This window comes from Streptomyces sp. NPDC001709, assembly GCF_053596375.1.
The window spans coordinates 105,460-119,849 of sequence record NZ_JBSFGB010000007.1; the positions used below are offsets into that span (position 1 = coordinate 105,460).

A 14,390-nucleotide genomic window follows, 5' to 3' on the forward strand; every position below is an offset into this window, starting at 1 on the left:
GCCTCCCGCCGCACCGCATGTTTCTGACGCTGTTTCAGAACTGATATCAGTTCTAGTTATAGTGGGCAATGGTCCTGGGGTGCGGGCGATCGGGCGGAGGGCACATGGCGAAGACGTTCGATCACGGCGGGGGCGTGCGTTCCGTGGCGGTCCCCATCCCGGACAACCCACTCGGCCACACGCTGGTGTACGTCGTGGACACCGACCGGGGGCCGGTGCTCGTCGACACCGGCTGGGACGACCCGGACTCCTGGGACACGCTCGCGGCGGGGCTCGTGGCCTGCGGTACGGCGGTGCCGGAGGTGTACGGCGTCGTCATCACGCACCATCACCCCGATCACCACGGTCTGTCGGGCCGGGTGCGCGAGGCCTCCGGTGCCTGGGTGGCGCTGCACGCGGCCGACGCGGCGATCGTGCGCCGGACGCGGCAGACCCGGCCCGAGCGGTGGTTCACGTACATGGCCGCCAAGCTGACGGCGGCCGGGGCGCCCGAGGAGCACGTGGCGCCGCTGCGCACCGCACGCGGCCGGAGCCTGCCCGGCTCCGCCCCCGCCCTGCCCGACCGCGAGATCGTCCCGGGCGAGCTCCTCGACTTGCCCGGCCGCCGGCTGCGCGCGATCTGGACCCCGGGGCACACGCCCGGCCACGTCTGCCTGCACCTGGAGGAGCAGCATCCGGCCCACCTCCCGGGCCAGGGTCGCCTGTTCAGTGGAGATCACGTGCTCCCGGAGATCACCCCGCACATCGGCCTGTACGAGGACCCCGACGACGCCACCGTCACCGACCCTCTCGGCGACTACCTCGACTCCCTGGAGCGGGTGGGCCGCCTCGCCCCGGCCGAGGTGCTCCCCGCGCACCAGCATTCCTTCACCGACGCGGCCGGCCGGGTACGGGAGCTGCTCACCCACCACGAGGAACGCCTCACCGGCCTGCTCGCCCTCCTCTCCGAGCCGCTCACCCCCTGGCAGCTGGCCGAGCGGATGGAGTGGAACCGTCCCTGGCCCGAAATACCCTACGGATCGAGGAACATCGCGGTCTCGGAGGCCGAGGCACATCTGCGGCGCCTGGTGAAGCAGGGCCGGGCGGAGCCGATGGCGGGGAGCGGGCCGGTGGCGTACATCGCGGTGTAGTCGGTGGCGTACGTGGCGGTGTAGTCGGTGGCGTACGTGGCGGGTGTAAAAACCGTTCGTGTCCCAAGGGACTCCCCTGCTAGACAGCCCCATGGACCTCGTCGACGCATTCCGCGCCCAGCACGCCTGCGAGCACCTGATCCTGCACGTCGTCCACCGCCTCGACCTCGGCGAACCGGCCTCCGTGGCCGACCTGTTCACCGAGGACGGCGTCTGGGAGTGGCCCCCGCCGGGGGACGGGCGCCGGATCGAGGGCCGGGAGGCGCTGCGCGCGTACTTCGGGTCCCGCCCCGCCGACCGGCTCTCCCGCCGTCTGATGTCCAACGTGCTGGTCACGGTGACCGGCCCGGACACGGCGAGCGGCACGTCCTACTTCACGACGTACCGTGTCGACGGGTACGAGCGGGGGCTGGTCCCCGCCGGGCCGCCCGTGCAGGTGGGGCACTACGAGGACACCTTCCGCCGGGTCGACGGCAGATGGCTGATCGCCACCCGCACGCTGCACCTGGCCTTCGCCGGCGACACTCCGAAGGCTCCGAAGGGCCGGCCGGACCAGTCGGACCCGGCAAACCCGGCAGACCCGAAGGTCAGCTGATCTTGTGCCGCTCCGCCGAGATGATCATCTCGGCGAGGTCGGCGAGGGTGGCGAGCTGGCGGGCGTTCATCTGCGGGGCGCGGGCGGCGAGCCGGACGAGGCCGCACTCGCGCAGCCGCAGCAGCGGGTCCGCCTCGGCCTCCAGCCCCTGGAGCACCGGCCGCAACGCCTCGTACAGCGCCTCCGGTTCGTCGGCCGTGAAGAAGCCGGCGGGCAGGCCGAAGTACCGGCGCAGCCGGTCGGTGTGCTCCAGGCTGGGCATCCCGCTCTTGCGCCACTCGCTCAGCCACTGCCGGCTGGTTCCGGCGATCCGGGCCAGCTCGTCCAGCGAGTACCGCTTGCCATCGGGGCGGCGCCGGGTCTCGCGGATGAAGTCCAGCCGCTGGCGCACCCGCCCGGACAGACAGGTCTCGGGCGCCCGCCCGCCGGCGAGCAGTTCGACAACGACGCCGACGGGGATGCCGGTGCGATGGGACAGGTCGGCCACGTCGAGGGCTTCCGGCAGCCGGCCTGGCCGACCGGTCAACTCGCCGAGCCGGTCCAGGACTTCGGCCAGCGAGGAGTAGGCGTCACTCACCGAGGTCCCCCCTGGGCGTGTCGTTCGTTTCGGTGGCTGGGCTGACGGCGAGGCTACCCGGTCACCGGTTCGCCGACCAGATGTGACAAGGGTCGCTGCCCAACACGGCAGCAATCGTTGACAGTTGAGGGTGCGGTGGGTGAGGATCACGACACAGAGAGCAAGCTTTCGACCCGCCCCGGGTGCCGTCTATGGGGGAGCGGCATCCGGGGCGTTTCTCTGACCGCCTCTCCCGCGAAGGGTGATGCGCCGATGCCGCAGCCCGTCCTTCTGCTCGGGACCGGCCGGGCCGCGCACGGCGCGTACCCGCTGGCGCGGATCGCCGCCGTGCGCCCGGTGGTGCTGGTCGACGCCTCGGCACCCGCCTGGGCGCGGCCGTATCTGTCCGGACACCTCACGGCCGACCCGGCGCGGGAGGCGGAGACGGCCGAGACAGTGGCACGGTACGCGGCCCGGCAGCCGGTCGCCGGCGTACTGACCTGGAGCGGCGAGCACCTGACCGTGGCCGCGCGGACCGCCGCCCGGCTGGGCCTGCCGTCCCTGCCGTACGAGACGGCCGCGGCCTGCGCCGACCCGGTGGCGCTGCGGGCGCTGCTGGTACGGCACCGGGTGGCGCCGGCGGGGCCGGAGGACGCGGAGGGGCCGCTGGTGTCCGCCGAGACGGTCGTCCTCGACGACGAGGTCCGCATCACCGCGCTCACGCGGACGAGCGCGCTACGGCACTCGGTCCACGCCCATGACGCGCTGCTGCACAACAGGTTCCTGCGGCAGACCGTGGAACGGGCGGTACGGGCGCTGGGTCTCACCCACACCGTCGCGCATGTGGGTCTCCGGCTGACGGAGCGGGGGCCACGGGTGACCGGCGTCGCACCACATCTGCCGGGGGACCTGATCCCGTGGCTGGTGGAACGGGCGACGGGGGTGGACCTGGTGGGGGTGGCGCTGGCATTCGCGTGCGGGGCGGTGGTGGATGTGACGCCTACGCGGCAGCGGGCGGCCGCGATCCACTTCGCGGCTTCGGCAGGGCCCGGGCGGCGCGGGTACTGGGTGGTCGAGGGTGACGACGCGCATCAATGCGAGCGGGCGCTCGAGGGGGTCTCCGGTGTTGCCGCCTAACGCCCCCTCGGGGCGCTGACCGGGCTGCCGGTAAAGTGGCGGGGTCGTCACACCCGTACGGGAGGAAGCCGGTGCAATTCCGGCGCTGACGCACCGTTGAGGTTTACGGAGCCGAGCCGCCCGGGGTGTTGCCCGTGCGCTGCCGGTTCCCCGTAGGAGAGGCAGTCGCCGACCATGAACGTCCGCCGCAGTGCCGCGGTACTCGCCGCCGTAGGCGTGCTGGCCGCCGCCGCGCCCGCCACGGCCGCCGGCCCGTCCCCGTCTCCGAAGGTCGCGATCCCGTCCGGGCTGTACGGCACGTCCGACCCGACCTACGACGGCGTGTGGCGGCAGTCGCTGACGCTGATCGCCCAGCGGACCCTCGGCTACCGGCCGGCCGCGCAGGCCGTGGACTGGCTCGCCGGCCAGCAGTGCGCGAACGGCGCCTTCGCCGCCTTCCGTGCCGAGCCCGCCAAGGGCTGTGACAGCAAGGTCATGGTGGACACCAACAGCACCGCCGCCGCGGTCCAGGCCCTGAAGGCCGCCGGCGGGCACGACAGCGCAGTCGGCAAGGCGGTGACCTGGCTGAAGTCCGTGCAGAACAAGGACGGCGGCTGGGGCTACTCGCCGGGCGGGGCCAGCGACACCAACTCCACCTCCGTCGTCATCGGCGCGCTGTCCTCCGTGGGCACCGACCCGGCGTCCGTCCGCACGTCGGGCAAGTCGCCGTACGACCTCCTCGCCGCCCTGTCCCTCCCCTGCGACCAGGACGGCGGCGGCGCCCTCGCCTTCCAGCCGGACAAGAAGGGCAAACTGGTCGCCAACGCGGACGCCAGCGCGGCCGGGGTGCTCGGCGCGCTCGGCAAGGGGTTCGTGGCGGAGGCCGGCAAGGCGCCCGCGCAGGCCTCCTGCACCAAGGCCACAGCCCCGGCACAGGTCGCCGACAACGCCGGCGCATATCTGGCGGCGGCCGTCGGCAAGACCGGGCACCTCCTGTCCGCGCTGCCCGGCGCCAAGGACCAGCCGGACTACGGCAACACCGCGGACACGGTCGTCGCGCTCGCCGCGGACGGCCGGACCGAGCAGGCGAAGAAGGCGTACGACTGGCTGAAGAAGAACGCCGGGCCGTGGGCGGCGCAGAGCGGTCCGGCGGCGTACGCCCAGCTGATCCTCGCCGCGCACGCGATCGGCGCGCAGCCGGGTGACTTCGGCGGCACCAGCCTGGTCCGGTCCCTCAACGCGCTCGGCCCCCTCCCGCAGATGGCGGCGACCGGGCACCAGCAGGAGACCAAGTCCGACGGCGGCTCCGGCTTCGGCGCCTGGTGGTTCGTCGGGGTCTGCCTGGTCGCGGGCATCGGCATCGGCTTCCTGCTCAGCGGCCGGAAGAAGCGGCAGCCGTGACGGCCGTCCGCCGCGCCGCGGGCCTGCTGTGCGCCGCGCTCGTCCTGTCGGCGGCCGGGGCCGGCCAGGCGCAGGCCGCCGGCTACCGCTACTGGTCCTTCTGGGAGCGGACGGGCGGTCACTGGACGTACGCCACGCAGGGCCCGTCGACCGCCGGTCCCGACGACGGCGCGGTGGAGGGCTTCCGCTTCGCGGTGAGCGCGGACTCCGCGGACGCGAGCAGGCCGCGCGGCGCGGCGGACTTCGGCACGATCTGTGCGGGTACACCCGCCAAGTCCGGTACGAAGCGGGTGGCTCTGGTCCTCGACTTCGGCACCGCTGCGGATGCGCCGTCCGGCGAGACGCCGCCGGGCCGCCGCACGGCGTGCGCGAGGGTCCCGGCCGACGCGACGACCGCCGACGCCCTGGCGGCCGTCGCCCCGCCCCTGCGCTACGACACCAACGCCCTGCTGTGTGCGATCGCCGGGTATCCGAGGAAGGGGTGCGGGGAGCAGGTTTCGGCGTCTTCGGGCAAGAAGTCCCCGGAAAAGAGCGACGGTTCGGACGACGGGCCTTCGCTGGGTCTGCCCATCGGCGCGGGTGCGGTAGCCCTCCTGGCAGGCGCGGCGGTGTGGCAGGCACGGCGGCGACGCGATGCATCCGTCTAGTTCTGTTCACCCCGGCGCCTGGTGGCTCTGGGCGTTGAGCCTCGGCACGGCCGCCACCCGCACCACCAATCCCCTCCTCCTCGCCCTCCTCATATCCGCCTCCGCCTACGTCGTGGCCACGCACCGCACCCCCACCCCGCCTCCCACGCCTACACGGCCTTCGCCAAACTCGCCCTGGCCGTGATCCTGATCCGCCTCCTCTTCGCGGTGGCGCTCGGCTCCCCCATCCCCGGCACCCACACCCTCCTCACCCTCCCGGAAGTCCCGCTCCCCCACTGGACGCAGGGCATCCGCCTGGGCGGAAAGGTCACCGCCGAGGCACTCGTCTTCGCCGCCTACGACGGCTTGAAGCTCGCCACCCTCCTGATCTGCGTCGGCGCGGCGAACGCACTGGCCAGCCCCACCCGCCTCCTCAAATCCCTGCCCGGCGCCCTCTACGAAACCGGCGTCGCCGTCGTCGTCGCCCTCACCTTCGCGCCGCACCTCATCGCCGACGTCCGGCGCCTGCGCGCCGCCCGCCGGCTGCGCGGCCGCCCGGACCGCGGCCTGCGCGGACTGCTCCAGGTCGGACTGCCGGTCCTGGAGGGCGCGTTGGAGCGCTCGGTCGCGCTCGCCGCCGCGATGGAGGCCCGCGGCTACGGCCGTACCGCCGAGGTCCCCGCCCCCGTGCGCCGCACGACGGCCGCGCTCACCCTCGGCGGACTGCTCGGCGTGTGCGCGGGGACGTACGGGCTGCTCACCGCGGAGGGCGGCACATACGGGCTGCCGCTCCTCCTCGCCGGTGTCGCCGCCGCGCTCGCGGGGCTGCGGCTCGGCGGCCGGCGTTCGCTGCGCACCCGGTACCGTCCGGACCCCTGGGACGCCCGGGCCTGGCTGGTCGCCGGCTCCGGCGCCGCGGTCGCCGCGCTGCTCAGCCTGGCCTCCGCCCGCGACCCGGAAGCCCTGCACCCCGGAGTCGTACCGCTCGTCGCACCCACCCTCCCCCTGTGGCCCGCGGCGGCGATCCTCCTCGCCCTGCTGCCCGCCCTGGTCATCCCCAAGGAGCCGTCGTGATCCGCTTCGAGGATGTCAGCGTGACGTACGACGGTGCGGCCGCCCCCGCCGTCCGGGGCGTCGACTTCGAGGTGCCGGAGGGCGAACTGGTGCTGCTCGTCGGCCCGTCCGGGGTCGGCAAGTCGACCGTGCTCGGCGCGGTGAGCGGGCTGGTGCCGCACTTCACCGGCGGCACCCTGCGGGGCCGCGTCACGGTGGCGGGCCGGGACACCCGTACCCACAAGCCGCGCGAGTTGGCGGACGTGGTCGGCACGGTCGGCCAGGACCCGCTCGCCCACTTCGTGACGGACACCGTGGAGGACGAACTCGCCTACGGCATGGAGTCGTTGGGCCTCGCCCCGGAGGTCATGCGGCGCCGGGTCGAGGAGACCCTGGACCTGCTGGGCCTGGCCGGACTGCGCGACCGCCCCATCGCCACGCTCTCCGGCGGCCAGCGCCAGCGGGTCGCGATCGGCTCGGTCCTCACCCCGCACCCGCAGGTCCTGGTCCTCGACGAGCCGACCTCGGCCCTGGACCCGGCCGCGGCGGAAGAGGTCCTGGCGGTCCTCCAGCGCCTGGTACACGACCTCGGCACGACGATCCTGCTGGCCGAGCACCGCCTGGAACGCGTCATCCACTACGCCGACCGCGTGGTCCTGCTGCCCGGCTTCGGCGAACCCCCGGTGATGGGCACCCCGCCCGAGGTGATGGCGGTGTCCCCGGTGTTCCCGCCGGTGGTGGCCCTGGGCCGGCTGGCCGACTGGGCCCCCCTCCCCCTGACGGTCAGAGACGCCCGCCGCCGCGCCGGCGCCCTACGCGAACGCCTGGCCGCGTCCGCACCTGCCGCAGCCGCGGGCAGTCGTGCCGCTGGGGCGGCACCCGTCCCACGGATAGCGGCCCCCCGCCGGCGCGGGCACGCGACCCAACCCCCGGCCTGCACCAGCACACGGCGCCCCTTCCTGTTCCGTCGCCGCCGCTCCAGCTCCCCCGCTCCGGAAGCCACGCAAGCGCACATCGCCGAGATCCGCTCCCTCTCCGTCCGGCGCGGCCGCATCACAGCCCTGCGCGACATCGACCTGACCGTCACCCCGGGCGAAACCATCGCCCTCATGGGCCGCAACGGCGCCGGAAAGTCCACCCTGCTCGGCTCCCTCGTCGGCCTGCTGTCCCCCACCGCCGGAACAGTCACCGTCGCCGGAGCAACCCCCCACCGCACCACCCCCCGTGACCTGGTACAACGCGTCGGCCTCGTCCCGCAGGACCCACGGGACCTCCTCTACGCCGACACGGTCGCCGACGAGTGCGCGGCGGCCGACCGGGACGCCGGCGCCGACCCGGGGACCTGCCGCGCGCTCGTGTCGGAGCTGCTGCCGGGAATCACGGACGACACCCACCCCCGCGATCTCTCCGAGGGACAGTGTCTGACGCTCGCCCTGGCCGTCGTCCTGACCGCCCGCCCACCCCTCCTCCTGCTCGACGAACCGACCCGCGGCCTGGACTACGCGGCCAAGGCCCGCCTGGTGACCGTGCTGCGCGCCCTCGCCGCCGAGGGGCACGCGATCGTCATGGCCACGCATGACGTGGAGCTGGCGGCCGAGATCGCCCACCGGGTGGTGCTGCTCGCCGAGGGGGAGGTCATAGCCGACGGGCCGACGGCGCAGATCGTCGTCTCCTCCCCTTCCTTCGCCCCGCAGGTGACGAAGATCCTCGCCCCGCAGCGGTGGCTCACCGTCGCGGAAGTACGGCAGGCCCTCGCATGAGCGTCGCCGGCCCCCACGCCACCCGCCTGCACGCCGTCCGCCTCGGCCCCCGCTCGCTCGCCGCGCTCGCCCTGGTCGGCGCGGTCGGCGTCGTCGCCTTCGGCTGGCCCTTCCTCGCGCCGCCCACCTCGCAACTGAGCGCCCACGCCCAGGACGCGCCCTGGCTCTTCGCGGGCCTCCTCGTCCTCCTGGTGACGGTCGTGGCGGCGACGATCTCCGAGTCGGATCTCGGGCCGAAGGCCGTGGCCATGCTGGGCGTGCTGGCCGCGACGGGGGCCGCGCTGCGTCCGATCGGCGCGGGTACGGCCGGGATCGAGCCGATGTTCTTCCTGATGGTGCTCAGCGGGCGGGTCCTGGGCCCCGGCTTCGGCTTCACGCTCGGCGCGGTGACGATGTTCGCGTCCGCGCTGCTCACGGGCGGGGTCGGGCCCTGGCTGCCGTTCCAGATGCTGGCGATGGGCTGGTTCACGATGGGCGCCGGGCTGCTGCCGGGCCCGGTCCGGCTGCGGGGCCGTGGCGAACTGGCGCTCCTCGCGGCCTATGGCTTCCTCGCCGCCTTCGCCTACGGCACCGTCATGAATCTGGCCGGCTGGCCGTTCATGGGCGCCGCCGCCTCGAACATCTCCTTCGACGCCCATGCCTCCGTCCCCGCCAACCTGGCCCGTTTCGCCGCCTACTGCCTCGCCACCTCGCTCGGCTGGGACCTGGGACGGGCCGTCTGCACCGTGGTGCTGACCCTCGCCCTCGGCCCGGCGGTGCTGCGCGCACTGCGCCGGGCCACGCGGCGGGCCGCCTTCGAGACCGCGGTCACATTCGACGCCCCGAAATGCGCACAAAACGGATCCGGCCCTTCACGCAGTGCGAGCGAGCCGGTGAAGCACCCCACATGACGCACGTCACCTACGATTTGGCGTCGTAGTAACGAATGTCCGATATGCCCGATCGGACACCCCCGCTGACCTGCGCTTTGCGACCCACGTCACAGAGACGATGTTTGCCGTCGATCCGGCCACAACTAGTAAAAGGGGTCATTGCGGACGGCTTTTCGGGCTGCTTCTCTGGACGACGTCGCCAGGCACCACGAGCCCACCGGGCCGCGGCGCCGACGCATACGGCCACAGCGCGTGGCCCACCCCATGCGGGCGATGTCCTGTCCCCGAACGCAAGAGGTTCTCCGTGTCCGTTTCCTTCATCCGCCGCATCGCTTCCCCGAAGAAGGCCCTCACCGTCGCCGCCGTGGCCGCCGCCACCGCCGGTATGGCGCTCTCCGCGGCGCCCGCCCAGGCCGCCTCCACCTCGGCCTCCTCCGCCCAGGCGATCGCGCACAAGATGATTCCGGACGCCGCGCAGTTCAATGCGTTCAGCAAGATCGTCTCGCACGAGAGCGGTTGGAACCCGACCGCCACCAACAGCTCCTCCGGCGCCTACGGCCTGGTCCAGGCCCTGCCGGCCTCCAAGATGGCCTCCGCCGGTGCCGACTGGAAGACCAACCCGGCCACCCAGATCAAGTGGGGCCTGGACTACATGAACTCCCGCTACGGCAGCCCGGTCAAAGCCTGGAGCTTCTGGCAGGCGAACGGCTGGTACTAAGCCGCACCCAGGCCTGACGGCCCCATATCACGCACCGCACCCTCGCCCTCCCCTCGGCGAGGGTGCGCGCGTATGTACGGACCACGGCCCCACCCCCGTGGTGAAGTGGTCGCCATGACCACGGCACCGCGAGAGAGGACACCGGCGCCGGACCCGGAAATGCGCGGGCTGCGGCTGGTCGTCGTGCTGTTGACGCTGACCGTGGTGAGCGGGCTCATCGACGCCGTCAGTTATCTGGGGCTGGGCCGGGTGTTCACGGCCAACATGACGGGCAATGTGGTCGTCCTGGGCTTCGCGGCGGCCGGTGCGCCCGGCTTCTCCGTCCCGCATACGGCCACCTCGCTGGGGTGCTTCCTGCTGGGCGCGGCGACCGGCGGCCGGCTGACGGCCCGCGTCGGCAACGGCTCGCGCCGCCGCTGGACCCGCCTGACCCTCACGGCGGAGGCGGCCCTGGTGGGCCTGGCGGCCGCCATCGCCTTCGCCCGGCCGCACGCCACCGGCACGATCTACGCCCTGATCGCCCTGACCGGGTACGCGATGGGCCTGCGCAACGCGACCGTCCGCAAGCTGGGGATCGCCCAGCTCACCACCACCACGGTCCTGACCATGACCCTGACCGGCCTGGCCTCCGATTCCCCGCTCGGCGACGCCACCAGCCACCGCTCACCGCGCCGCACGGCCTCGGTGATCGCGATGATCGCCGGTGCCTGCCTCGGCGCCTTCCTGGTCCTCCATCACGGCCTGGGCATCCCCCTGCTGATCGCGGCCCTCGCCTCCGGGGTGCTGGCGACGGTGGCTTCGGGACGGGAATGAGCCCCGCCGACCGCGCGATCGCCGCCGACCTCGGGGGAGGCAGGAACGGGGCGTTGGGGTAGGGGTGCTCCTGCCTCCCTCGGGGTGGGCCGACCCACGGGGGGTCAGCCGGTGGTGACCTGGAGTTCCTTGACTCCGTTGATCCACGCCGAGCGCAGTCGCCGGGGCGCTTCGGCCAGCCGCAGGCCGGGCATCGCGTCGGCGATCGCGTGGAAGATCAGGTCGATCTCCAGGACTGCCAGGGACTTGCCGAGGCAGTAGTGCGGGCCGCCACCGCCGAAGCCCAGGTGGGGGTTGGGGTCGCGGGTGATGTCGAAGGCGTCGGGGTCGGCGAAGACCTCGGGGTCGTGGTTGGCGGAGGCGTAGAACAGGCCGACGCGATCGCCCTTCTTGATCAGGACCCCGCCCAGTCCGGTGTCCTGCGTGGCCGTCCGCTGGAAGGCGTTGACCGGGGTGGCCCAGCGCACTATCTCCTCGGCCGTCGTCCCCGGCCGCTCCCGCTTGAAGAGGTCCCACTGCTCGGGGTGGGTGAGGAACCCGTGCATGCCATGGGTGATGGCGTTGCGGGTCGTCTCGTTGCCGGCCACCGCCAGCATCAGCACGAAGAAGCCGAACTCGTTGGAGTTCAGGTTGCCCTCGTCCTCCGCCGCGACGAGGGTCGTGACGATGTCGTGGGCGGGGCACTGCTTCCGCTCCGCAGCCATGTTCATGGCGTAGGCGATGATCTCGGCGGCCGACTGGGCACCGACCTCCTCGGTGATGGCGTACTCGGGATCGTCGTAGGCGATCATCTTGTTGGACCAGTCGAAGATCTTGGACCGGTCCTCCTGCGGGACCCCGATCAGCTCGGCGATGGCCTGGAGGGGCAGTTCGCAGGCGACCTCGGTGACGAAGTCGAACGGCCCGGAGCGCGCGCGGGCCTTCGCGACGATCGCCTCCGCACGCGCCCGGAGCCGCTCCTCCAGGGCGCGGATGGAACGTGGCGTGAAGCCGCGCTGCACGATCTGCCGCACCCGCGTATGTTCCGGAGGATCCATGTTGAGCAGGATGAGGCGCTGTGCGTCGATCGCGTCGCGCTCGATGTGCTCGTTGAACCGGATGATCGCGGTGTTGACGGTGGAGGAGAAGAGTTCCGGGTGCGTGGAGACGTACTTGACGTCCGCGTGCCGGGTCACGGCCCAGTAACCGGCGTCGGCGAAGCCCGCGATGCCGTGCGGCTGCGGGATCCAGCGGACCGGCTCGGTGCGGCGCAGCTCGGCGAACTCGGGCAGGGGAACGCGGTGGTGGAGCAGGTCGGGGTCGGTGAGGTCGAACCCGTCGGGCAGCGCGGGGCAGTGCATGGCGGCTCCCGTCGTCCGTTCTGCGTCCGTTCTGACGGCCCATCAGCGGGTGCCGTGAAGGTAGTAACGGGTTCTACAAGTGGCAAGGGGTACGGCGGCCCCAATCCGTGCGGAATTCGTGCAGATCGCAACTTCGGCACCTGCAAGACCCTTGCGGTGATGGACATCGCGTCAGCAGACTGCTGAACAGAACTAGAACGCGTACTAGTTCTGGAGGAGAGCCCTCTCGGAGAGGACCCGCACCCATGGCCGCCGAACCCGTGATCGTCGAAGCCGTCCGCACCCCGATCGGCAAGCGCGGCGGCGCGCTCGCCAATCTGCACCCCGCCTATCTCCTGGGCGAGACCTACCGTGAACTCCTCGGCCGCACCGGCATCCCCGCCGACGCCGTCGAGCAGATCGTCGGCGGCACGGTCACCCACGCCGGCGAACAGTCCATGAACCCCGCGCGCACGGCCTGGCTGACCATGGGGCTGCCGTATGAGACGGCGGCGACGACGGTCGACTGCCAGTGCGGTTCGTCCCAGCAGGCCTCGCACATGGTGGCCAACATGGTGGCGGGTGGGGTGATCGACGTCGGCATCAGCTGCGGCGTCGAGGCGATGAGCCGGGTCCCGCTGGGCTCCGGCTCCAAGCACGGCCCCGGGAAGCCGTTCCCGGACGAGTGGAACGTGGACCTGCCGAACCAGTTCGAGGCGGCCGAACGGATCGCCCGGCACAGGGGGTTGACGCGGGAGGACGTGGACGCGCTGGGGCTTCGCTCCCAGGAGCGGGCGGCGCTGGCGTGGGCGGAGGAACGTTTCAAGCGGGAGACCTTCGCGGTCCAGGTCCCGACCACCGAGGAGGAGCAATACGCCGGCCAGGGCATGTGGCGCCTGGTCGACAAGGACGAGGGCCTGCGGGACACGTCCCTGGAGGCGCTGGCGCGCCTGAAGCCGGTGATGCCGACGGCGGTCCACACGGCGGGCAACTCGTCGCAGATCTCGGACGGGGCTGCGGCGATCATGTGGGCGTCCAAGCGGATGGCACGGGCGCTGAAGCTGAAGCCGAGGGCGCGGATCGTCGCCCAGGCGCTGGTGGGCGCCGACCCGCACTTCCATCTGGACGGGCCCATCGACGCGACGCGCGCGGTGCTGGGCAAGGCGGGGATGTCCCTGAAGGACATCGACCTGGTCGAGATCAACGAGGCGTTCGCGTCAGTCGTGTTGAGCTGGGCCCAGGTCTTCGAACAGGACCTGGACAAGGTCAACGTGAACGGTGGTGGGATCGCCTTGGGTCACCCGGTCGGTGCGACGGGCGCCCGCCTGATCACCACCGCCCTGCACGAACTGGAGCGCGCGGACAAGGAGTTCGCCCTCATCACCATGTGCGCGGGCGGCGGGCTGGCCACCGGGACGATCATTCAGCGGCTGTAGCCGAGGTCCAGGCGACGAAGGCGGTGAACACGGCGGGGTCGATCGTGAGGATCGGTCCCGCCGGGGTTTTTGAGTCGCGGATGGCGATGGTGGCTTCCGGCAGTTCGGCGACCTCGACGCACTGGCCGCCCTGGTCGCTGCTGTAGCTGGACTTACGCCACTTGCTCTCCATACCGGTCCTCCATCACGCGCCGGATCAACTCCGCCGAGTCCTTGAGGGAGAGTGCGGAGGCTTGGAGATGATCGTAACGGAGCGAGCACTCCTTGACCGTTTCAGGATTCGCCGTGGGGTGCCCACTGCGGAAGCTCTCGGTATAGAGGATGGTCGGGTCGCCAGCAAACCGGTAGAGGTCGAACGAGCCGGTGAGCCCCGCGTGTGCTCCGCAGGAGAAGGGCAGCACCTGGATGTTGATCCGTGGGTCGTCCTCGAAGGTCAACAGATGGGTCAGTTGGCCTCGCATGGTCTCCCGGCCGCCGATCTCCAAGTAGAGCGCAGCCTCACTGAGGACCGCCCAGAAGACCGGCGGTTCCCCCTTCTCCAAGATGTTCTGGCGCGCCAGCCGGACCGCAGTGCGGTCGTCAAGGTCGCTTCGGTCCAGCGCTCCGAGCACCGCACGGGCGTAAGCCGGAGTCTGGAGCAGACCGAGGACCATGTGCGTCTGGAACGAGCAGATCTCTCTCGCCCGCACCTCCAGCTCAGCCACCTCCTGGAACCACGCCGGAAGCTGACTCCGCATCACCAGGGGGTGGAGCCGCGTCAGTAACCCGCCCGTGCACAGCGCCGCATCCGACCGCTGGCTGAAGTCCAGCGTCGGCAGCTTCCGGGCCGTCTCCACCTGGCCCACCAGCGACGCGGTGAAGTTGATGATGTCCCCGAGCTGTTTCTGCGTGAGCCCCGCCGCCTCCCGGCACCGGCGCAACTCGAAGCCGTAGTAGTCGAGCGGTGAGGCGCTCGGGTCGAGGGTGTTGATGTTCACCATGCCAAGTCCCCTCTC

Annotated in this window: 14 protein-coding genes and 1 pseudogene; 11 read left to right on the forward strand and 4 right to left on the reverse strand. The window is 72.1% G+C overall.

Annotation, left to right across the window (positions count from 1 at the left end; translation table 11 throughout):
- The first annotated feature begins 104 nt into the window (after positions 1 to 104).
- A complete protein-coding gene (locus tag ACWC0C_RS13055) occupies positions 105 to 1,130 on the forward strand; it encodes an MBL fold metallo-hydrolase (protein WP_450863773.1) in 1,026 nt (341 codons plus the stop codon).
- 91 nt (positions 1,131 to 1,221) lie between these two features.
- Positions 1,222 to 1,725 carry a nuclear transport factor 2 family protein gene (locus ACWC0C_RS13060; protein ID WP_450863774.1) on the forward strand — a complete coding sequence of 168 codons (504 nt, stop codon included), beginning with the start codon at positions 1,222 to 1,224 and terminating at the stop codon, positions 1,723 to 1,725.
- Here ACWC0C_RS13060 and ACWC0C_RS13065 read toward each other — a convergent pair.
- Entirely contained in the window at positions 1,718 to 2,302 is a 585-nt protein-coding gene (locus tag ACWC0C_RS13065; RefSeq protein ID WP_449201117.1) for a helix-turn-helix domain-containing protein, read from the reverse strand. The genes ACWC0C_RS13060 and ACWC0C_RS13065 overlap by 8 nt on opposite strands.
- A 252-nt stretch (positions 2,303 to 2,554) precedes the next feature.
- Here ACWC0C_RS13065 and ACWC0C_RS13070 point away from each other — a divergent pair, with 252 nt between their 5' ends.
- The 8 genes and pseudogenes from ACWC0C_RS13070 to ACWC0C_RS13105 all read left to right on the forward strand — a co-directional run bounded on the left by ACWC0C_RS13070 (position 2,555) and on the right by ACWC0C_RS13105 (position 10,640).
- Complete coding sequence (locus tag ACWC0C_RS13070; RefSeq protein ID WP_450863776.1) at positions 2,555 to 3,418, forward strand: hypothetical protein; 864 nt, start codon at positions 2,555 to 2,557, stop codon at positions 3,416 to 3,418.
- A gap of 174 nt (positions 3,419 to 3,592) precedes the next feature.
- Positions 3,593 to 4,798, forward strand: coding sequence for a prenyltransferase/squalene oxidase repeat-containing protein (locus tag ACWC0C_RS13075; RefSeq protein ID WP_450863778.1), 1,206 nt, complete (start codon positions 3,593 to 3,595; stop codon positions 4,796 to 4,798).
- Positions 4,795 to 5,445 (forward strand): SCO2322 family protein, encoded by a 651-nt coding sequence (locus tag ACWC0C_RS13080; protein ID WP_450863780.1) that lies wholly within the window; start codon positions 4,795 to 4,797, stop codon positions 5,443 to 5,445. The genes ACWC0C_RS13075 and ACWC0C_RS13080 overlap by 4 nt, the downstream gene beginning before the upstream one ends.
- Positions 5,432 to 6,498: pseudogene (locus ACWC0C_RS13085) on the forward strand (CbiQ family ECF transporter T component). The gene ACWC0C_RS13080 and the pseudogene ACWC0C_RS13085 overlap by 14 nt, the downstream one beginning before the upstream one ends.
- On the forward strand, positions 6,495 to 8,237 hold the full coding sequence (locus tag ACWC0C_RS13090; RefSeq protein WP_450863782.1) for an ABC transporter ATP-binding protein: 1,743 nt from the start codon (positions 6,495 to 6,497) through the stop codon (positions 8,235 to 8,237). The pseudogene ACWC0C_RS13085 and the gene ACWC0C_RS13090 overlap by 4 nt, the downstream one beginning before the upstream one ends.
- Positions 8,234 to 9,127: an ECF transporter S component gene (locus ACWC0C_RS13095; RefSeq protein WP_450863784.1), complete on the forward strand. Its 894-nt coding sequence runs from the start codon at positions 8,234 to 8,236 to the stop codon at positions 9,125 to 9,127. Before ACWC0C_RS13090 ends, ACWC0C_RS13095 begins: the two co-directional genes overlap by 4 nt.
- Positions 9,128 to 9,413: 286 nt before the next feature.
- Positions 9,414 to 9,827, forward strand: coding sequence for an aggregation-promoting factor C-terminal-like domain-containing protein (locus tag ACWC0C_RS13100; protein WP_449201124.1), 414 nt, complete (start codon positions 9,414 to 9,416; stop codon positions 9,825 to 9,827).
- A gap of 114 nt (positions 9,828 to 9,941) precedes the next feature.
- The gene (locus ACWC0C_RS13105) at positions 9,942 to 10,640 is read left to right on the forward strand and encodes a YoaK family protein (protein ID WP_450863787.1); all 699 of its coding nucleotides are present in this window, start codon (positions 9,942 to 9,944) and stop codon (positions 10,638 to 10,640) included.
- A 104-nt stretch (positions 10,641 to 10,744) separates the two neighbouring features.
- Here the strand turns inward: ACWC0C_RS13105 and ACWC0C_RS13110 are convergent, their stop codons facing one another.
- Positions 10,745 to 11,980 carry a cytochrome P450 gene (locus tag ACWC0C_RS13110; RefSeq protein ID WP_450863789.1) on the reverse strand — a complete coding sequence of 412 codons (1,236 nt, stop codon included), beginning with the start codon at positions 11,978 to 11,980 and terminating at the stop codon, positions 10,745 to 10,747.
- 245 nt (positions 11,981 to 12,225) lie between these two features.
- On the opposite strand from ACWC0C_RS13110, the gene ACWC0C_RS13115 reads away from it, so the two are divergent.
- Entirely contained in the window at positions 12,226 to 13,395 is a 1,170-nt protein-coding gene (locus tag ACWC0C_RS13115; protein WP_449201127.1) for a steroid 3-ketoacyl-CoA thiolase, read from the forward strand.
- Here the strand turns inward: ACWC0C_RS13115 and ACWC0C_RS13120 are convergent.
- Together ACWC0C_RS13120 and ACWC0C_RS13125 are read right to left on the reverse strand one after the other, a co-directional pair.
- Positions 13,379 to 13,567, reverse strand: coding sequence for a DUF397 domain-containing protein (locus tag ACWC0C_RS13120; RefSeq protein ID WP_450863791.1), 189 nt, complete (start codon positions 13,565 to 13,567; stop codon positions 13,379 to 13,381). The two genes, ACWC0C_RS13115 and ACWC0C_RS13120, sit on opposite strands and share 17 nt — an antisense overlap.
- Complete coding sequence (locus ACWC0C_RS13125) at positions 13,548 to 14,375, reverse strand: helix-turn-helix domain-containing protein (RefSeq protein ID WP_450864067.1); 828 nt, start codon at positions 14,373 to 14,375, stop codon at positions 13,548 to 13,550. The genes ACWC0C_RS13120 and ACWC0C_RS13125 overlap by 20 nt, the downstream gene beginning before the upstream one ends.
- Positions 14,376 to 14,390: the final 15 nt, after the last annotated feature.

Bases quoted from the DNA above. Each gene is read 5' to 3' on its own strand.
- ACWC0C_RS13055 (WP_450863773.1), top strand. From the start codon at position 105: ATGGCGAAGACGTTCGATCACGGCGGGGGCGTGCGTTCCGTGGCGGTC.
- ACWC0C_RS13060 (WP_450863774.1), top strand. From the start codon at position 1,222: ATGGACCTCGTCGACGCATTCCGCGCCCAGCACGCCTGCGAGCACCTG.
- ACWC0C_RS13070 (WP_450863776.1), top strand. From the start codon at position 2,555: ATGCCGCAGCCCGTCCTTCTGCTCGGGACCGGCCGGGCCGCGCACGGC.
- ACWC0C_RS13075 (WP_450863778.1), top strand. From the start codon at position 3,593: ATGAACGTCCGCCGCAGTGCCGCGGTACTCGCCGCCGTAGGCGTGCTG.
- ACWC0C_RS13095 (WP_450863784.1), top strand. From the start codon at position 8,234: ATGAGCGTCGCCGGCCCCCACGCCACCCGCCTGCACGCCGTCCGCCTC.
- ACWC0C_RS13105 (WP_450863787.1), top strand. From the start codon at position 9,942: ATGACCACGGCACCGCGAGAGAGGACACCGGCGCCGGACCCGGAAATG.
- ACWC0C_RS13110 (WP_450863789.1), bottom strand. From the start codon at position 11,980: ATGCACTGCCCCGCGCTGCCCGACGGGTTCGACCTCACCGACCCCGAC.
- ACWC0C_RS13115 (WP_449201127.1), top strand. From the start codon at position 12,226: ATGGCCGCCGAACCCGTGATCGTCGAAGCCGTCCGCACCCCGATCGGC.
- ACWC0C_RS13120 (WP_450863791.1), bottom strand. From the start codon at position 13,567: ATGGAGAGCAAGTGGCGTAAGTCCAGCTACAGCAGCGACCAGGGCGGC.
- ACWC0C_RS13125 (WP_450864067.1), bottom strand. From the start codon at position 14,375: ATGGTGAACATCAACACCCTCGACCCGAGCGCCTCACCGCTCGACTAC.